This is a genomic window from Streptomyces sp. NPDC020362 (genome assembly GCF_040642095.1).
Lineage (GTDB): Bacteria > Actinomycetota > Actinomycetes > Streptomycetales > Streptomycetaceae > Streptomyces.
Window position 1 is genome coordinate 16,197 of sequence record NZ_JBFAET010000098.1, and the last position, 18,094, is coordinate 34,290.

Below are 18,094 nucleotides of genomic sequence, written 5' to 3' on the forward strand. Positions count from 1 at the left end.
CGCCCGGCGAAAGTGTGAGGTAGCTTTCACGGCGCTGAGCGGAGCATCGCGGGCGTGACCGAGGAGCGAGGAGACGGGGAGCGAGGTTTGCGCGAGTTCACCAACCCTCCGTTGGCGTCGGCGCCGCCGGTCGGCGGCCTGGCCGATGCCGTCTTCGACCATGCCCAGACGGATCCCCTGCACATCGCCCTCGGCCGCAAGGACGAAACGGGTGAGTGGCGGGACGTGACCTCCGCCGAGTTCCGCGACGAGGTCCTCGCGCTCGCCAAGGGGCTCCTCGCGCAGGGCGTCCGCTTCGGCGACCGGGTCGCGATCATGTCCCGCACCCGCTACGAGTGGACCCTGTTCGACTTCGCGCTGTGGACGGTCGGCGCCCAGGTGGTCCCGATCTACCCGACGTCCTCGGCCGAGCAGTGCTTCTGGATGCTCTACGACGCCGAGGTGTCGACGGCGATCGTGGAGCACGAGGACCACGCGATGACCATCGCGACCGTCATCGACCGGCTCCCGCAGCTGCAACGGCTGTGGCAGCTGGACTCGGGCTGTGTGCGGGACCTGTACGACGCGGGCGCGCACCTGGACGACGAGGTGGTGCACCGGCACCGGCAGGCGGTCACCCCCGACTCGATCGCCACGATCATCTACACCTCGGGCACCACGGGCCGCCCCAAGGGCTGTGTCCTGTCCCACGCGAACTTCATGTTCGAGGCGGACACGATGATCCAGCGATGGGAACCGGTGTTCCACACCAAGAAGGACGACGCGGCGTCCACGCTGCTGTTCCTTCCGCTGGCGCACGTCTTCGGACGGATGGTGGAGGTCGCGGCGATCCGCGGGCGCGTCCGCTTCGGGCACCAGCCGCAGCTGCACGCGGCCGCGCTGCTGCCGGACCTGGCCGCGTTCCGGCCGACGTTCATCCTCGCGGTGCCGTACATCTTCGAGAAGGTCTTCAACGCGGCGCGGCGCAAGGCGGAGAAGGACGGGAAGGCGGGACCGTTCGAGAAGGCGGTCGAGATCGCCGTGAAGTACGCCGAGGCCGTCGAGGCCAAGGCCTGGGGCATCGGGCCGGGCCCGTCGGCGGGCCTCAGGATGCAGCACCAGCTGTTCGACAAGCTCGTGTACGCCAAGGTGCGCGCGGCGATGGGCGGGCGGATCCGCAACGCGATGTCCGGCGGCTCGGCAATGGACCGCCGGCTGGGGCTGTTCTTCGCCGGCGCGGGCGTGCAGATCTACGAGGGTTACGGCCTGACCGAGTCGACGGCGGCGGCGACCGCGAACCCGCCGGAGCGCACCCGCTACGGCACGGTCGGCCAGGCCATCCCGGGCGTCACCGTGCACCTCGCGGACGACGGGGAGATCTGGCTGCACGGCGGGAACGTCTTCCAGGGCTATCTCAACAACCCGAAGGCCACCGACGAGACCCTGCACGACGGCTGGCTCGCCACCGGCGACCTCGGCTCGCTCGACGAGGACGGCTATCTGACCATCACCGGCCGCAAGAAGGAGATCCTGGTGACCTCCGGCGGCAAGAGCGTCTCCCCCGGTGTCCTGGAGGAGCGGGTCCGTGACCATCCGCTGGTCAACCAGTGCATCGTCGTCGGCAACGACCGTCCCTACATCGCGGCCCTGGTCACCCTCGACCAGGAGGCCGTCGAGCACTGGCTGCAGATGCGCGGGAAGCCGCAGCTGACGGCCGCGCAGCTGGTGCGCGACCCGGACCTGGAGACGGAGGTGCGACGGGCGGTGGTCGCCGCCAACACCCTCGTCTCCCAGGCCGAGTCGATCCGCACCTTCCGCATCCTGGCGCAGCCGTTCACCGAGGAGCACGGCCTGCTGACACCGTCGCTGAAGCTGAAGCGGAAGGCGATCGAGAAGGCGTACGAGACCGAGGTCGAGGCCCTCTACCGGGCCTGACGGCCCTCAGCCGATCGTCACCTTGAAGATCTTGTCGGATCCGTCCGCCGCGCCTCCGTTGTTGTCGCAGTTGGTGGTGGACAGCCACAGCTGGTCGGCGCCCGGCACCTTGGTGACGGTACGCAGCCGGCCGTAGGAACCGACGTAGTACGCGGTCGGTGTGCCGACCTTCTCGGTGTCCCCCTCGATCGGGATGCGCCACAGGCGTTCGCCGCGCAGGGAGGCCATGTAGATCACGTTGCGGACGATGGCGATGCCGCTGGGCGAGGCCTCGGAGACGTTCCAGGTGGCCTTGGGGTTGGTCATCCCGGAGACGTTGCAGTTGCCCTCGCAGGTTGGCCAGCCGTAGTTGGCACCCGGCTTGACGAGGTTCAGCTCGTCCTTGGAGCTGTTGCCGAACTCGGCCTCCCACAGGCGCCCGCTGCGGTCGAAGGCGAGACCCTGCGGGTTGCGGTGGCCCAGGGAGTAGACGTAGTTGCCGAACGGGTTGCCCGGGGCCGGCTTGCCGTCGGTCGTCATGCGCAGGATCTTGCCGTTCAGGGAGTTCTTGTCCTGCGCGAGGTCGGGGGTCTGGGCCTCGCCGGTGGAGACGTACAGGTAGCCGTCGGGGCCGAAGGCGAGGCGGCCGCCGTTGTGGTAGCGGTTCTTCTTGATGCCCTGGAGCAGGATCTTGTAGTCGCTGAGCTTCGTGCCGTCGTACGTCATGCGGACCACGCGGTTGCCCTCGGACGCGGTGTGCATGAAGTAGACGTAGTGGTTGGCGTCCCACTTGGGGTCGGCGGCGACGCCGAGCAGGCCGCCCTCGCCGTTGGTGGTGACCGCGTTGGGGACGGTGCCGACCTGGGTCTTCGTGCCGTCCTTGGTCACCTTCCAGACCCGGAAGTCGTCCCGCTCGGTGACCAGCGCGGTCTTGCCGTCGGGCATCCAGTAGGTGCCCCAGGGGATGGTCCAGCCGGTGGAGAGCGTGGCGATGGAGGACGGGACGCCGCCGTCCGTCGCGCACGCCTTGGTGGTGAAGTTCACCGTGTTGCTCTCGGGCGAGACATTGCCCGCGGCGTCGCGGGCGACCACGTTCAGCGAGTAGGGGCTGTTGCAGGCGAGCCCGGTGAGCGTCGTGGACGTGCCGTCGGTGACGGTCTTGTAGACGGTGCTCCCGCTGCGCACGTCGTAGGCGGCGACCGCCCGGTCGTCCGTGGCGGCACCCCAGGTCAGATCGGCGCTGTTCGCGGTGACGTCGGCGGCGGAGAGCGTGCCCGGCTCGGTCGGCGGGGTGGTGTCGGAGCTGGGCCTGGTGGTGCAGTCGACGACGGGGCTGGCGGAGGAGGTGTTGCCGGCTGCGTCGCGGGCGATGACGGTGAGGTTGTAGGTGGTATTGGGGCTGAGGCCGGTCAGCGCCTTGGAGGTCGAACTCCCCGGTGCCTCACTGATCTTGTTGCCGTGCTCGTAGATGTCGTACGCCGTCACGCCCACGTCGTCCGTCGAGGCACCCCAGGCCAGGGTGAGCCCGTCCTCGCCGATGTCGGAGCAGCTCGGCTGGCCGGGGCGGGTCGGGGCCTGGGTGTCGGCTGCCGCGTCGACGCTGATGCGGTCGAGGTTGGGGCCGCCGTCGGCGGTGGTGGCGGTCGCGCGGATCTTGTTGGAGCCCGCTTTCAGAGGGACGTTGACGGTTTTGGTGGCCCAGGTGTTCCAGTCGGCAGTGGCCGGGAAGGACACGCCGGAGGCGACGACCGTGCCGCCCACGGAGATGTCCATGGGCCGGTCGACGGCGGTGCCGTTGGCGTACCGGAAGGTCACCGCCGAGGTGGCCGCGGAGGCCCCGTTCACCGTGAACTCCACATAGGAGCCCTTGATGTTGGTGTAGTCGACGAAGCCGGTGCCGGTGTATCCGGTGTGGTTGGTGGCCACGGTGCCCTGGGAGATCCGGGCGCTCTCGGCCTGGTAGTCGGTGGCGGCGAGCGCGGTGCCCTGGCTCAGGCCCGCGAGGGGCAGGGCGAGGGCCGTGGCGACGCCGTACGGCAGAACTCTCTTCAGATTCATGGGGGTTCCCCTCAACCCGTGTACTGGGTGAAGACCTTGAGGTAGTCGTAGGGCTGCTGCGAGACGCCGCTGCAGGCATCGCCGTCGGTGCCCGAGCCGCAGGGGCGGTCGCGGTTGACGGACCAGTAGGTGAGGCGCCCGATGTGGTGCTGCCGGGCGTAGGCGAGCATGGTCCTGAAGTCGGCGACGCGGACGCGTTCGCCGGAGTCGTCGGTCTTTCCGTTCATCGACGACAGTCCGATGTGGGCGTAGGCGGTGGCGTCGCTGTAGCCGTACGCCGACTTGACCCGGGCCTTGAGGCCTTCCATGGCCTGGGTGGTGAGCGTGCCCATGGTGGTGGTGCCGCCGCCGAAGTCGAACGGCATGATGCACCAGACGTCGTTCGCCAGCCCGGAGTTGGCGGCCCGCTTGATCATGTCGACGCCGGTGGAGTCGGGTCCGCCGGTCGTCGTGCCGAAGGTGATGATCGTCTTGAGGCCGGGGTTGTTCGCCTTGACGGTCTTCAGCGCGTCGACGACCCGCTGGCGCACGGTGGCGTTGGACCACTCGGTGTTCTCGATGTCGATGTCGAGCGCCTTCAGCCTGTAGGCGTCGATCACCTTCTGGTAGGCGCCGGCGAGCTTGGCGGCGCTGGAGCACTTCTCGCCGAGCTTCGCCCCGCTCCAGCCGCCGACGGAGACGACGACGTCACCGCCGGCGGATCTGATCGAGTTGATCGCGGACTGGTCGCTGCCGCCGGTCAGCGGACGTGAACCGTCCCACTTCGGGTTGCAGGTGCCGTCGGAGAGGACGAAGGCGAGGGTGAACCACTTGACGCCGGTCGCGGACATGACGGAGGCGGGGTTCTGCGGGCTGCCCCAGCCGAGGTATTCGTAGGGGGCGACGGCCATGCCGGGCGAAGCGGCCGTCTGCTGAGCGGAGTTGGCCTCCTTGAGGGAGTCGACGGGCGTGACCCTGATCAGCCGAGTCTCCCCCGGGCGCAGGGTCGCGCCGTAGGTGTCGGCGACCGTGCCCTTGTGGGAGCCGGACCACAGGTCGGTGACGTCGCCGGAGCCGGTGAAGCCGACCTGCGACCAGTTCACGCTCACCGTGGAGTTGCCGGAGGTGCCGGTGTTGAACAGCGCGACCACGTAGTCGCCGCTGCTCTCGCGTTTGCTCCAGACCTGCTTGACACCGCTGTTCACGATCCGTTTCGCGGCCACGCCGTCCTGGTCGACGCCGATCAGCCGGTCGTTGGTGAGCATCGCGTTGTCGACGGAGTCGAGTTGGGTGAGGTCGGTGCCGAGCAGCAGGGGCGAGGCGGCCATCGCCCACAGGGTGAAGTGGGAGCGCCGCTGGTCGGCGGTGAGGCCCGCCTGGTCGCCGTTGCCGACCTCCAGGGAGTCCAGGTCGTTCCAGCCGCCGGGTCCCGCGTACTGCTGCCAGGAGGCGGCCGAGTCGAACCGCTTGGTGACATGGGACCAGTCGGTGAGCGGATAGCCGCTGCCGTTGGGGCCAGGGCCGCAGTAGCACTCGACGTCACCCTGGGTGCGCCAACTGTTCGCGAGCTTGGGCCAGTTGGCGGCGTCGGCGATCGGAAGGTTGTTGGAGAGCGCGAAGTTGATCGGCCGTCCGCTCGCGCGCAGCGCCTTGTCCCAGGCCTGCACGTCGGCGATGTCCTGGCTGCCCACTCCGTCGATCTTCAGGTAGTCGACTCCCCACGAGGCGAACTGCTTCGCCCACGAGTTCACGAACTCCTGCGCGCCCGGCTTGGAGTAGTCGATGTAGTACATCTTCTTGCAGTTGTAGTTCTTCTCGGTCTTCGAGGTGTCCGCGATGTCCTTCGCGTGGTACGAGGTGCCCTCGATCGGGGTGTTCCTGGTGACGGCGTTCTTGGCGATGCCGGGTGTCACGTAGAAGCCGAACTTCAGGCCCTTGGAGTGGACGTAGTCGGCGAGGGCCTTGATGCCGCCGGGGAACTTGGCGGCGTCGACGGTCCAGCGGCCGTAGGAGTCGACGACGAATCCGTTGGAGTCGCACTTCTGCCAGAAGTCGTCGAGGTTGACGTACACGAACCCGTGGTCCTTGAGCCCGCTCGACGCCAGCGCGTCGGCCTGTGCCCTGATCTTCGCCTCGGTCGGCCGGCGGCGCACGAAGCTCCAGCTGCTCCAGCCCATCGCGGGACGCAGCGACTGCCCGTTGTCCGACTTCGGGGCGAGGGCCGCCGGTGTGGCGTACGACGTGCCGATCCACGCCTCGTCGATCCGCAACCGCTTGTAGCGGCTGGTGTCGCTGGAGGCGGCCCAGGTGGTGTCGACCTCCAGGCGGACGAAGCGGGCGTCGGCCGCGGTGAGGTCAATGCCCTGTATTCCGCGGCGACTTGGGAGCTGCCCGGCCTTGACCGCACTCCCCCAGGTCGAGCCGTCGTTGCTCAGATAGACCTTGTAGTCCTTGATCCGCGCCGACTGCTCGGTGGCCGAGCGGGCGTAGGCGACGGAGTCCTCGCGCTGGTTGAGCCCGATGTACTGGACCTTCTTCGCCGAGCCCAGGTCGAAGGTGAGGTTCACGGGCAGCGTCTTGTTGTTGTCCCAGTAGGTGAGGTAGTCGCCGTCGCCGGTCGCCCCGCCCACGTGTCCGCTCGCCGAGGCGCTCGCCGTGACCCTGACGCCGGCGAGGATGCCCTGGCGGCCGGCCGTGGTGACCTTGAAGACGGTGTCGTACGGGTCCCAGTCGCCGAGGCCGGTCAGCGTCAGCACACCGCCCGACTGCGACCACGAAACCGCTTTGCCCGTACGGAGGTTGGTGACGGAGGCGATGCGGTAGCCGTTGTCGCGGATGCGCAGGGTGCCGGTGCTCGGTGGGGTCAGGACGTGGACGTACTGGAGGTTGGCGTCGGTCTTGCTGACCGTCGTGACGCCGTGTGCGCCGTCGTTCCAGAAGCCGGGCTTGAGGCCGCCGTACATGTAGCCGCCGCCCTCGGTGCCGTGCAGGGACTCCCAGATGGGGGCGAGATAGGAATCGGCGAAGGTGTTGAAGGATGCCTGGTTCGCCGGGAACCGGCCGTTGACCTGGGCGGTCTCCGCCATCAGAGCCTTCACCGAGGAACCCGCGTTCGTGATCAGGCGGCCGAGGGTGAGCCTCCTGTCGACGGACGGGTCCGAGCCGTCGTACCACCAGGCACCGGTCGACGGCAGTTTGAAGTCGGCCTCGGTCAGGCGGGGTTGGGCCGTGTAGACCGCCTGTGGGTAGTCGTAGGCGGGCGTCATCCCCGTCTTCTGCTCATTGCTGATCATGTCCATGATCGGCGTGTCTTCGTTGTTGTTGCTGAGCGTGTAGTTGGGGCGCTTCTGGTAGATCTGCTGGTAGAGGTTGTGGCTCTCCCAGTACGCGTTGTCGTTGTCGATCCAGAAGCCGCCGAGGTCGGGATAGCGGTCCATGACCTCGAAGAAGTTGTCGTAGCTGAACTGCCCGAAGCCGTCGAGGGTGGTCAGGTCGACGTTCTTGCCCTTGTAGGCGGAGTAGGCCGCCGAGTCGAGCCACTCGTGGCCGCCCTCGTCGTGCCACTGGGGGTCGTCGGTCATGTAGAGGACGACCTTCATGCCCTTGGCCTTCGCCGCACTGATCAGCTCACCGAGGAAGTCACGCTTGGTGGAGCAGGATCCGGGGATCCTCGAGGGCCAGGGGCGTGCGTAGCCCAGGCGGCTGTGGAAGGTCGCCAGGACCAGGTACTGCGTGTGCAGTCTGCGGGCTTGGTCCACCCAGTAGTCCGGTGTCCAGCCGCCGTCGGTGACGTCCTTCTCCCAGGCGGTGCAGCTGGTGTGGGCGGGTGCGGTGCGCAGGCCCCAGTGCAGGAAGAGGCCGCCGACGGAGTTGCGCAGGAAGTCCTGGCGCGGGTTCTGCTCATCGCTCGGCCCGACCGCCGTTGAACAGTTCTCGGTGGAGCCTGCGGACGAGACGCGCAGGGCGCCGCCGGAGGTGGTACGACTGTCCGTCAGGCAGTAGCCGCTGACGTCCTGGAAGCCGGCGTCGTGGGGTGCGGAGCTGCCCCGCTGGGCCGTGAAGCGGGTGAAGCGGATGTCGCTCGCCGCGTTGGCGATCACCGCGGGCCGTCCGTCGTTCGCGGCGAACCTGACCGAACTGTCGGTGAACCCTATGTCGTCGGCGTTGTGCAGGTACCACCCGTAGGCCGGCCGGGTGCCGATGCTCTTCGGGTTGTAGTCCTTGGGGTCGTCGGCCGGTACTCCGGTGGGCATGGTGCCGTTGCCGCCCGGGACGGTGATGTCGACGTCGGTGAAGGTGATCCCGCTGATCCGGTGGCCGCTCTCGCCCCACAGGGTCGGGCTGAAGGAGGGGCTGTTGCCGGTGGCGGTGATGTGGTCGTAGGTGATGTCGCTGATCGACCCGACGCCGGGATGGTTGCCGCAGCGTTTCCGGGTGCCGATCTTCTCCATGATCGGGGAGTGGACGTTCGTCATGGTGATGTTGCGGTAGTGGACGTCGGAGATCTTCGCGCCGTCCATGGACACCATGCCGAGGCCGGACTTGTCGGCGCCCTCGATGCGGATGTTCTCGAACCGGTAGTCGGAGAAGTCCCCGCAGGTCTCGGAGCCGAACATCAGGGCGTTGCAGCACTTCGCCGACAGGACCGAGTCGTTCACCCGGACATGGCCGTTGGGCAGCTTGGCGCCGAGCGCGTAGTCGCTCTTGAAGACGAGGGCGTCGTCATTGGCCTTGATGTTCGCGTCGGTGACCGTGACGTCCGTGGTGGAGATGATGTTCCAGCCGTCGCGGTCGCTCGCGGTGTCGATGGTGAGGTGGTCGGAGACGACGTTCCTGCAGCCGTTGACGAGCGCGGCGAAGTGGCCGCCGCGGCGCAGGGTGAGGCCGTCGCCGAGGCGCAGCCCGTCGCAGCGGGTCAGCGAGATGATCTTGTCTGCCTCGCCGGGCTTCGGGTTGCCGGTGATCAGGCCGCCCGCGCCGTCGATGACCCCGCCGCCCACGAAGCCGATGTTCGTCAGCCTGTCGCCGTAGATCATCGCGTCGCGGAAGTGGCTGTGCCCGTAGTCCTGGTAGGCGTCGTACGGGTTGGGCTCGGGCTTGTCGTAGGTGTCCGCGGAGGAGCCCTGGATCGTGGCGCCCTTGTCGACTTGGAGCGTCACGTTGCTCTTCATGTGGATGGTGTTCTTGGACCGGTAGGTGCCGGCCGGGAAGCGGACCGTGCCGCCGCCGGCCGCGTTCGCCGCGGTGACGGCCTTGTCGATGGCGGGGGTGTCGTTGGCGGAGCCGTCGCCCTTGGCGCCGTAGTCGCGGACGTCGAGGACGGCGGCCGGGCCGGGCCTGGGCTGCGGGGCCGCGAGGGCCGAGGGGTGGGTGAGTCCGAGGACGACGGCGAGGACGCACAGGACGATCGCCGCCGCACCTCTCCCGTGGGGGTTGGGGGGTCGCATAGGGCTGTTCCTCAGACGAGTTGGTAGCCGCGGAGGCCGGTGAGCAGCAGGTACGTGTTCTGCAGGGAGCCGGAGGTGTCTCCCAGGGAGCGGTAGATGCCCCATTTCGGGCGCACGCGGTCGGCGAGGAAGGTGTCGACGCCGGTCCTGGTCCTGTCGACGACCGTGGTCGAGCCGCTCTTGAGGATCCAGCGGACGGAGCCCGCCGAGCCGTTGCCGACCTTGATCTGGAAGTCGACGTCGGTCCATTTGCCGTGCAGCGGCTCCAGGTCGGTGCGGCCGACGAGGATGTCGTCGATCGCGAGCCTGAGCTCGACGGTCTGCCTTCCGTTCACGCGCCGCAGGGACTGGACGACGATCGGCGAAGTGCCGTTGCCGGGCTGCTTCATCTGCATGATGTGCGTGAAGGTGGTGGTCGCCTTCAGGGAGGAGGGGATGTACATCGAGTACGTGATCCGCCAGGTCTGGCCCTGGGTCCACTCGAGGTAGCTGCTGCCGCTCGTGCGCAGGCCGGTGACCTCCTGCCGCTGGCGGTCGGTCGAGGTGTCGCGGTCGACGGTGTGCATGTCGAAGCGCCAGTTGTCGCCGGTGGTGTGGATGTGCGGGTGTCCCGCGGGGTGCGAGTGGGCGCGGTCGTCCTCGACGGTCTCGAAGGCACCGAGTCCGTCACCGCTCGCGGACGGGGACCACTTGAGCCGCCAGGACGCGGCGCGGGCCGCGGGCGCGGCCGGCAGGCCGACGGCGGCCCCGGCCGCGCCGCCCAGCGCGGCACCGAACAACCTCCTTCTAGTCGTGCTCATGACACTAACCTCCTCGCAGTTGCTCGTTCATGATCAGGAAGGCGCCCAGGCCGTGGAAGTCGTTGGTGGCCCGGGTGCGGGCGGCGTAGTACGCGTAGTCGCCGACGTTCGTGCCGACCGAGATGTCGGCGAGGTTCGTCCGGCCGTCCGCGCCGAGCGAGATCTTCGCCAGCACGCCCTCGTAACCGCGCCGGGCGACGGACTCGTAGTGCGGGTCGAGATAGCCCTGCCGGACACCGCGCGACAGTGCGTAGGTGAACATGCTGGAGCAGGACGTCTCGGTCCAGTCGTCACTCCTCGTCCCCTTGTCCATGACCTGGAACCAGCGGCCGGTGGCCGGGTCCTGGTACTTCTCCAGGGCCGCGGCCAAGCGCCGGAAGATGCCGAGGAGTTGGCCGCGGCGGGGATGGTCCGCCGGGATCGCGTCGAGCACGTCGACGATCGCCATCGCGTACCAGCCGTCCGCGCGGCACCAGTGCTCCGGGGCCAGGCCGGTCTGCGGGTCGGCCCAGCTCGCGGTCCTCGACTCGTCGTAGGCGTGTTTCAACAGGCCGTTCGCGACCTGGAGATGGCCGCCGTAGACGGCGAGTTGCCTCGCCGCCTCGTCGTCCGCGGACGCGCTGTCGCCGAACTCCCTGCCGTACTCGACGAGGAACGGGTTCACCATGTAGACGCCGTCCGCCCACAGCTGGTGGGCGCGGCTGCTGTTGTCGGCGTGCCAGAAGCCGCCGTCGCCGGTACGGGGGTAGGTGGCGAGGCGGTCGCGGATCTTCTTCGCCGCCCTGCGGTAGCGGTCCTGGCCGGTCTCGTGGTGCAGGATCACCAGAAGGCGGCCGGCCTGCATGCTGTCCAGGTTGTTGAACGACTGGTCGATGGAGCCGTCGCTCTTCACGAAGCGGTCGACATAGCTCCTGAGATAGGTGAGGTAGCGCGCGTCGTGGGTGCGCCGGTAGGTGAGGTACTGGCCGTAGAGGTAGAGGCCGACCGGGTACGACCAGCCGCCGATGCCCGTCGGCGTGTAGCGGGCCATGGTCGAGTCGATCACGGCCTTGGACCAGTCGGTGGCGGGGGCGGGCCGGGGCCGGGCCGCGACGGGTGCCGCGACGGCCGGGGGTACGGCCGCGGGGAGCGCGGCCAGGCCGGCGGTGGTGAGCGCGAGTGCCGTCAGGGCCGCCCTCAGGCGTCGGCGTCTCATGGTCCTCCCTCTGGCCGGGCTTGTCGGTAGGCGTACGCGAGCCGCCTGGGCCCGGCCACGAGGTCGCGTACGAGGTGGTGGTCAGGGGCGTGCCGGCACGCGGGATCGGTGCGGGCCGGATCACCGGTGAGGGCGTACGCCTGGCAGCGGCAGCCGCCGTGGTCGGTGGTGCGCAGGGCGCAGCCGCGGCAGGGCTCGGGCATCCAGGCTTCGCCCCGGAAGGCGTTGAAGGCCGCCGACTCCCGCCAGATCCAGTCCAGTCGGCGCTCCCGGACGTTCGGCGGATCGAGGCCCGGCAGACCGGCGGCGGCCGGGCAGGGCAGGACCGTGCCGTCGGGGGCCACGGTGAGCGAGACGCGGCCCCAGCCGCCCATGCAGGGCTTCGCCGTGGCATCCAGCAGATCGGCGGCGACCCACACCAGCTCCGGAGTGCCGCCGAGCCGTTCACGCCAGCGGGCGACGGTGGTGCGCGCCCGCTCGACCTGGGCGGGTGCGGGCAGCAGGGACGCGCGGTTGCGCAGCGCCCAGCCGTGGTACTGGGTGTGGGCCAGCTCGATCCGGTCCGCGCCCCAGTCCACGGCGAGCCGGATCAGTGCGTCGACGTCGTCCAGGTTGCCGCGGTGCAGGACCGCGTTGAGCCCGAGGGGCAGGCCGGCCTCGCGGACCAGCCGGGCGGCGCGTTCCTTCGCCGCGAACGACCGTACGCCCGCGATCCGTTCGGCGGCATCCGGGTCCGCGTGCTGCACGGAGAGCTGCACACTGCGCAGCCCGGCCGCGACCAGACCGGCCAGCCTGCGCTCGCCGAGGCCCACCCCGCTGGTGACGAGCTGGGTGTACAGGCCCGCCGTGTCGGCGGCCGCCACCAGGTCGGGCAGGTCGCGGCGCACCAGCGGCTCGCCGCCGGACAGGTGGGTCTGGACGACTCCGAGCGCACCCGCCTGCCGGAACACCCCGGCCCACTGGGCGGTGGTCAACTCCGCCGAACGGCGGGTCAGTTCGACCGGGTTGGAGCAGTATCCGCAGCGCAGCGGGCAGGCGTGGGTGAGTTCGGCGAGCAGGGCCCATGGGGGTTCGGGCGTCATGTCAGCCAGCCCTCCCCGCGCAGCCGGCCGAGGAAGTCCGGGACCTCACGCGCCACCGGTGCGCCGGGGAAGCCCGCGGACAGCTCGGCGACGATGTCGTCCGTGGCCCGGCTGCCGTCGCACAGCCCGAGCACGCTGCCCGCGCGTCCGTGCAGGACGACCACGCGCTCGGGCAGCAGCAACAGATCCGCGTCCCGCACCCGGTCGTGCCGCAGCACCACGCCCCGGGCGAGAGCGGGACGCCAGACGGACCCGCCCGGGGTGGTGGCGGGACGGCCGGGCGGAGCACCCGGGGTGGGGCCGGCAGGCCGGGCCGGCCCGCCCGGGACAGGGGCGGACTCCCCGGCCGCCGCCCTCTCACCTGGGGCAGGTGACCTGGCTGTCCCGCCCGGGGCGGGTGCGGACCTCCCGGCTGTCACGCCCCCGGTGGGGGCGGGAGGCCGGGGCGTCATGGTCCGCTCCCGGGCTTGGTGTCCACCGCGTCCAGCAGCGCCCACAGCACCTCGCACTTGAAGGTGAGCGCGGCCACCGCCCGTTCCTGCTGCTCGCGGGTGCGGGCCCGGGCGAGGACCAGGGCGAGGGCCTCCGCTCCGTCGCGGGCGCCCTGGGTGACGCGGGTTCGGAAGTAGGCGAGTCCGGCCGGGTCGATCCACGGGTAGTGGCGCTCGAAGGCGGCGATGCGGGTGCGCATCAGGTCAGGGGCGGACAGCTCGGTCAGGGAGGCGGCGACGGCCTCCAGCGCGGGGCGCTGCCGGCAGAAGGTGACGTAGGCCTCCACCGCGAACCGGACCCCGGGCGGCACCCGGGAGACGTCCCACAGCTCCTCGCGACCGAGGCCGGCCGCCTCGCCGAGCCGCAGCCAGCGTTCGATGCCGCCCTCCCCGCCGGGGCCGCCCTCGGCCGTGCCGTCGTGGTCCCGGATGCGGCGCAGCCAGGTGCGGCGCTCGCCGGGCCCGTCCAGGCCCGCAAGGATGAGCGCGTCCTTGACGGGGATGTGCCGCTGGTAGTGGAAGCGGGCGACGATCCAGCGGCGCACCTCGGCGGGGGTCAGTTCGCCACGGTGCATACGGAGGTTGAAGGGGTGCCGGTCGTGGTAGCGGACGGCGGTGACGGCGCGCAGCCGCTCGGTGAACTCGCCGGCCGGCCAGGCGGCGGTCTCGTCGGTGCGCGGGGGCGCCGACGTCATGAGGCCGGGGGCGGCTCGGGCCGCCGACGGTCGGCGAGCGCGTAGGCGGTCACCTCCAGTGCGGTTTCCACGACCTGATATCCAGGGCTTTGCCAGGCCTTTTCATCCGATGTCTCCGGACCGGGGCGGTCCGTGGGGGAGATCGGCAGCAGGGCGTTGTTCATGTGTGCGTACCCGCTTTCCTGAGGGTGGGGGTTCTCAGAGGGCAGACAACGGCCATGGCCAGAGGCCGTTCACATGCATGCACCGGGTTCATCAGCGCGTCCGGTGGCGCGATACAGAGTCCCGGCAGGACAGCCCGCGGTCAATGGTCCGGACCCATAACGTCGGATGCATTTCCGGCCAATCTGAGGCCCCTGGAACTGACTGGCCAGTCAGTTGGTGCGGATTGCGCGGTCAGGAATGCATCCTGGCCCGTGATCGTTGACCATGGGAGCACCACCTGTCGACAACCGAAGGATCAACAAGCTCGTGAGCAGCCAGGTCCCCCCGATCATCCTCAACAACGGCGTCGAGATGCCCCAGCTGGGCTACGGCGTGTGGCAGGTGCCGGACGACGAGGCCGAGCAGGCCGTCGCCACTGCCCTGGAGGCCGGGTACCGCAGCATCGACACAGCGGCGATCTACGGCAACGAAGAGGGCACCGGCAAGGCCATCACCGCCTCCGGCCTGCCCCGCGAGGACGTCTTCGTCACCACCAAGCTCTGGAACAGCGACCAGGGGTACGAGGCCACGCTCCGCGCGTTCGACGCGTCACTGGCAAAGCTGGGCCTCGACTACGTGGACCTGTATCTGATCCACTGGCCGCTGCCGTCCCGGGACACGTACATCGACACCTACAAGGCGCTCGAGAAGCTCTACACCGACGGCCGCGTGAAGGCGATCGGTGTGTCCAACTTCCTTCCCGGGCACCTGCGGCGGCTCATCGCCGAGACCTCGGTCGTCCCGGCGGTCAACCAGATCGAGCTGCACCCGCACCTGCAGCAGCGCGAGGCCCGCGCGCTCCATGCGGAACAGGGCATCGCCACCGAGGCCTGGTCGCCGCTCGGTCAGGGCAAGGGCCTGCTGGAGGTGCCGGCCATCGTCGCCATCGCACAGAAGCACCAGCGCACCCCGGCACAGATCGTCCTGCGCTGGCACCTCCAGCTGGGGAACGTCGTGATCCCGAAGTCCGTGACGCCGTCGCGGATCAGGGAGAACATCGAGGTGTTCGACTTCAGCCTGGACGACGAGGACCTCGCGGCGATCAGCGCCCTGAACGAGGACCGGCGGATCGGCCCCGACCCGGCCACCTTCGAGGTGGGCTGACGCCGGTACGGCTTTTCCACCCCGGGCCGAGGACCGCACAGCCTTCGGCCCGGGGCCAGGAGCACCCGATCTCCAGCCCGGGCCACGGACTTAAGCCCCGGCCACGGACTTCGTCCCGGGCCCGCGCTCGCGCGGCACGGGCCGTCCGCCCCGCCATCCGGGCGTCGCGGGCGGCCGTTCCCGAACTTCCTTGCATGCGAGGTCAGTTGAGGCGCACCTCCGAGTGGACGACCTCGAACTCCTCCAGGCCGGTGACGTTCACGCGGGCCTTGGGTGCGCCCTCGTGCCGGGCTGCCGCCTGACCGGCCCGGGACGCGACCATCGAGGCGCGGTCGACGAAGAGGACGACGGCCCGGCCCGTGCCGCGCTCCCGGTCGACCAGCAGGGTGGCGCTGGACAGCCCGTGCAGGGTCTCCAGTCGCGGGATCACGATCGAGCGGAAGGTGTCGGCGATCAGGTCGGCGTCCGCGGGGTCGAACTCCACCCGGGTCAGACGCAGCCCGCCGCCCACCCGCGGCGCCTGGACCGGGTGGACCACCGTCGCCTCGAAGTTCTCCACGGCGAGCGTGCCCGCGAACGGATCCAGCAGCGCCGGTCTGTGCTCGCTCATGACCTCGTCGCTGTTGTGCCGCGCCTGCGGAGAGTCCCACCAGCTCACGCCCAGCAGCTTGCCGAGCTCCCGGTCCACGAAGACCCCGGCTCCGCGGTAGCCCGGGCGTTCTTCGAGCAGATCCCGCCCTTCACTGTTCAGCGCCCGGACGGCTGTGTCGATCTTCGTGGGATCGCCGGTCACATAGATGCTGCGCACGAACATGGCACGTCACCTCCCAGCTCGACATGACCAGTCTTTCCCTCTGGGCAAACCACCCCAAACGGCCTAACGCGCTCGACTTCCACCCGAGGGGTTGACGAGGACATGCGGACGGGGCCACCTTGTACGACACTCAGTAAGGAAACTTTCCTAACAGAAGGGCCCCCCACAGTGCGCCTTCGAACCCTGACCCTCGCCGCGGCCTCCGGTGCCGCCCTCCTCGCGGCCGGACTGCTCCCCGCCAACGCCTCGGCCAACGCCCCCGCTTCGGCCCAGGAGGGCTCGGTCAGCGCGGCCGATCTGCTCGCCAAGGTGACGTCCTGCTCGCAGATCTCCAACGGCAAGTACAAGACCGACGACGAGACCTCGGCCACGGTCCCCGTGTGCGGCAAGAACGGCGCGGTGTTCTGGAAGGCCGACATGGACATCGACTGCGACGGCCAGCGCACCACCAACTGCAACGAGAACCGCGACCCCTGGTACCAGGACGACACCGCCTTCCACCAGTCGGACGGCAAGCCCCTGAAGGCCGAGTCGCTGCCGTACGTGGTGGTGCCCAGTTCCAGCAGCATCTGGAACTACTCCGGCGCCGGCATCAAGGGCGGCGGTGTCGTCGCCGTCATCTACAACAACAAGGTCGAGTACGCCGTCGTCGGCGACACCGGCCCCACGAAGATCATCGGTGAGGCCTCGTACGCCACCGCCAAGGCGCTCGGCATCGACCCCGACCCGGCCACGGGCGGGGCCGACTCCGGCGTGACCTACATCCTGTTCAAGAACTCCAAGGTCTCCCCCATCGAGAGCCACAGCGCGGCAGTCTCCCTCGGGGATCAGCTGGCCAAGCAGTTCATAGCCAACAACTGAGGCCGGACATACGTCAGTTGGGCTGACCCAGCGGACGTACGACCACGGTGTTGACGTCGACACCGGCCGGCTGCCGGATCGCCCAGACCACCGATTCGGCGATCTGCTCGGCCGTCAGCAGGTGCCCCGGGGGCAGACTGCCGGTGCTGTCCCAGAACGGGGTCTCCACCCGGCCGGGAGCGACCAGCGTGACACCGATGCCGAACTCCGTGACCTGGCGGCGGGTGTTCTCGGCGAGTCCGGTGACCGCCCACTTGGTGGCGCCGTAGAGGTTGCCGGGCGTGTTCACGAAACCGGCGACGCTGCCGACGAGGACGATCCGGCCACGGGTCTCCTTCAGGGCGTCGACGGAGGCGCGGATCAGCAGGGCCGGGCCGAGGACATTGGTGAGGACCATCTCGGTCCAGCCGGCCGGGTCGCCGTCGGCCACCGTGTCGTGGGTGGCGAAGCCGGCGTTGGCGACGACGGTGTCCAGTCGGCCGTACGCCTTCAGCGTGCGGTCGACCGCATCCTGCACGTCCTCGAATGCCGCCGCGCTGCCGGCGACCGTCATCAGTTCGCCGGGATTGCCCAGACTGTCGGCGAACTCCCGCAGCCTGCGCTCCCCGCGCCCGGTGACGGTGACCCGGTACCCGGCGTCCAGCAGCTGCCGGGCGACCGCGGCACCGATGCCGCTGCCGCCGCCGGTGATGAGCGCGACCGGTGAGTCGTTCATGGTTTCCCCCTGTGTGAATCGGTGAACGGCGCGCAGTCCATCACTTCGAGAGCGCTCCAAGTCAAGTGCCGTCGCAGGTACGGCGGTACGGCACCGAGGGGAGGTAGCGGTCGCCGCAGCGGGCCGTAGCGGTCCCCGCGGTCGTAGCGCAACACACGGCGTTGCCCGCGTACGTCCCACAGTTCCAGCGCCGCCCGGCCGCCCGGCGTCTCGCGCCGCAGCAGGTAGGTGCGGCCGCGCGGCCCGAACGCTCCGCCGATGTCGGTCCAGGAGCCGGTCGGCAGGCGGCGGAGGCGCGGTGCTGGCCGCGGGCGCCGCGCCGGCCGCGCTGCTGCCTGTCACCCCGGACCTGCGCACCCCGGCCGGCCGCCTGGACGACGTCACGGCCGTCGCCGCCGCCGTCCGCGCGGCCGGCCGGGGCGCCGACGGAGTGCCGTACCTGCCCGGCCGCCGACGCGTGTGGTCGCTGGCCGACCCGGATTCCGTGCGCGGGCTGCGCGGCCTCGCCCTGGACCGCGCTCCCGCCCCCTCCGGCAAGCTGTACGGCACGGAGGCCGGGCCCTCCGTCATCCGCGCCCGGCTGCTCGCCGCACGCCGGGTCGTCGTCCTGCGCGATCCGGCGGGACAGCCGCTGCGCCCGGATCCGCGGGAGACGGTGAAACGGCAGGTCCTCGCCGCGTCCTTCGAGGAGTGCGGGACCCGGAGGGTCCGAGGAGCCCGGGTGAGCGTGTATGCACGGCCGGGGCGGTGCTGAAC

General features: G+C 69.9%; 14 protein-coding genes. 4 read left to right on the forward strand and 10 right to left on the reverse strand.

Annotated elements, in window-relative coordinates; genetic code table 11:
* The first annotated feature begins 87 nt into the window (after positions 1–87).
* Complete coding sequence (locus AB0H32_RS28770) at positions 88–1,914, forward strand: long-chain fatty acid--CoA ligase (RefSeq protein WP_361126074.1); 1,827 nt, start codon at positions 88–90, stop codon at positions 1,912–1,914.
* Positions 1,915–1,920: 6 nt separating this feature from the next.
* Here the strand turns inward: AB0H32_RS28770 and AB0H32_RS28775 are convergent, their stop codons facing one another.
* The 8 genes from AB0H32_RS28775 to pqqA form a co-directional block, all read right to left on the reverse strand.
* A complete protein-coding gene (locus AB0H32_RS28775; protein WP_361126035.1) occupies positions 1,921–3,951 on the reverse strand; it encodes a PQQ-dependent sugar dehydrogenase in 2,031 nt (676 codons plus the stop codon).
* Positions 3,952–3,962: 11 nt separating this feature from the next.
* On the reverse strand, positions 3,963–9,377 hold the full coding sequence (locus tag AB0H32_RS28780) for a glycosyl hydrolase family 28 protein (protein WP_361126038.1): 5,415 nt from the start codon (positions 9,375–9,377) through the stop codon (positions 3,963–3,965).
* Positions 9,378–9,388: 11 nt separating this feature from the next.
* Positions 9,389–10,177, reverse strand: coding sequence for a heparin lyase I family protein (locus AB0H32_RS28785; protein WP_361126041.1), 789 nt, complete (start codon positions 10,175–10,177; stop codon positions 9,389–9,391).
* A 4-nt stretch (positions 10,178–10,181) separates the two neighbouring features.
* Positions 10,182–11,372 carry a glycoside hydrolase family 88 protein gene (locus AB0H32_RS28790; protein ID WP_361126044.1) on the reverse strand — a complete coding sequence of 397 codons (1,191 nt, stop codon included), beginning with the start codon at positions 11,370–11,372 and terminating at the stop codon, positions 10,182–10,184.
* Complete coding sequence (gene pqqE, locus AB0H32_RS28795) at positions 11,369–12,454, reverse strand: pyrroloquinoline quinone biosynthesis protein PqqE (RefSeq protein WP_361126047.1); 1,086 nt, start codon at positions 12,452–12,454, stop codon at positions 11,369–11,371. Before pqqE ends, AB0H32_RS28790 begins: the two co-directional genes overlap by 4 nt.
* Positions 12,451–12,675 carry a pyrroloquinoline quinone biosynthesis peptide chaperone PqqD gene (gene pqqD / locus AB0H32_RS28800; protein ID WP_361126050.1) on the reverse strand — a complete coding sequence of 75 codons (225 nt, stop codon included), beginning with the start codon at positions 12,673–12,675 and terminating at the stop codon, positions 12,451–12,453. The genes pqqE and pqqD overlap by 4 nt, the downstream gene beginning before the upstream one ends.
* 227 nt (positions 12,676–12,902) lie before the next feature.
* On the reverse strand, positions 12,903–13,640 hold the full coding sequence (gene pqqC / locus AB0H32_RS28805) for a pyrroloquinoline-quinone synthase PqqC (RefSeq protein ID WP_361126053.1): 738 nt from the start codon (positions 13,638–13,640) through the stop codon (positions 12,903–12,905).
* On the reverse strand, positions 13,637–13,804 hold the full coding sequence (pqqA, locus tag AB0H32_RS28810) for a pyrroloquinoline quinone precursor peptide PqqA (protein WP_361126056.1): 168 nt from the start codon (positions 13,802–13,804) through the stop codon (positions 13,637–13,639). Before pqqA ends, pqqC begins: the two co-directional genes overlap by 4 nt.
* 307 nt (positions 13,805–14,111) lie before the next feature.
* On the opposite strand from pqqA, the gene AB0H32_RS28815 reads away from it, so the two are divergent.
* Positions 14,112–14,948 (forward strand): aldo/keto reductase, encoded by an 837-nt coding sequence (locus AB0H32_RS28815; RefSeq protein ID WP_361126059.1) that lies wholly within the window; start codon positions 14,112–14,114, stop codon positions 14,946–14,948.
* Between the two features lie 202 nt (positions 14,949–15,150).
* Here AB0H32_RS28815 and AB0H32_RS28820 read toward each other — a convergent pair whose 3' ends face one another.
* A complete protein-coding gene (locus AB0H32_RS28820) occupies positions 15,151–15,762 on the reverse strand; it encodes a hypothetical protein (protein ID WP_361126062.1) in 612 nt (203 codons plus the stop codon).
* A gap of 168 nt (positions 15,763–15,930) precedes the next feature.
* On the opposite strand from AB0H32_RS28820, the gene AB0H32_RS28825 reads away from it, so the two are divergent.
* Entirely contained in the window at positions 15,931–16,623 is a 693-nt protein-coding gene (locus AB0H32_RS28825) for a glycoside hydrolase family 75 protein (protein ID WP_361126065.1), read from the forward strand.
* 13 nt (positions 16,624–16,636) lie between these two features.
* On the opposite strand, the gene AB0H32_RS28830 is transcribed toward AB0H32_RS28825, so the two are convergent.
* Positions 16,637–17,338: an SDR family oxidoreductase gene (locus AB0H32_RS28830; RefSeq protein ID WP_361126068.1), complete on the reverse strand. Its 702-nt coding sequence runs from the start codon at positions 17,336–17,338 to the stop codon at positions 16,637–16,639.
* Positions 17,339–17,636: 298 nt separating this feature from the next.
* Here AB0H32_RS28830 and AB0H32_RS28835 point away from each other — a divergent pair, with 298 nt between their 5' ends.
* Positions 17,637–18,092: a hypothetical protein gene (locus AB0H32_RS28835; protein WP_361126071.1), complete on the forward strand. Its 456-nt coding sequence runs from the start codon at positions 17,637–17,639 to the stop codon at positions 18,090–18,092.
* The last annotated feature ends 2 nt before the right edge of the window (positions 18,093–18,094 follow it).

Excerpts from the sequence above, each read along its gene's own strand:
- AB0H32_RS28775 (WP_361126035.1), bottom strand. The coding sequence starts at position 3,951 with ATGAATCTGAAGAGAGTTCTGCCGTACGGCGTCGCCACGGCCCTCGCC.
- AB0H32_RS28780 (WP_361126038.1), bottom strand. The coding sequence starts at position 9,377 with ATGCGACCCCCCAACCCCCACGGGAGAGGTGCGGCGGCGATCGTCCTG.
- AB0H32_RS28785 (WP_361126041.1), bottom strand. The coding sequence starts at position 10,177 with ATGAGCACGACTAGAAGGAGGTTGTTCGGTGCCGCGCTGGGCGGCGCG.
- AB0H32_RS28790 (WP_361126044.1), bottom strand. The coding sequence starts at position 11,372 with ATGAGACGCCGACGCCTGAGGGCGGCCCTGACGGCACTCGCGCTCACC.
- pqqE (WP_361126047.1), bottom strand. The coding sequence starts at position 12,454 with ATGACGCCCGAACCCCCATGGGCCCTGCTCGCCGAACTCACCCACGCC.
- pqqC (WP_361126053.1), bottom strand. The coding sequence starts at position 13,640 with ATGACGTCGGCGCCCCCGCGCACCGACGAGACCGCCGCCTGGCCGGCC.
- pqqA (WP_361126056.1), bottom strand. The coding sequence starts at position 13,804 with ATGAACAACGCCCTGCTGCCGATCTCCCCCACGGACCGCCCCGGTCCG.
- AB0H32_RS28820 (WP_361126062.1), bottom strand. The coding sequence starts at position 15,762 with ATGTTCGTGCGCAGCATCTATGTGACCGGCGATCCCACGAAGATCGAC.
- AB0H32_RS28830 (WP_361126068.1), bottom strand. The coding sequence starts at position 17,338 with ATGAACGACTCACCGGTCGCGCTCATCACCGGCGGCGGCAGCGGCATC.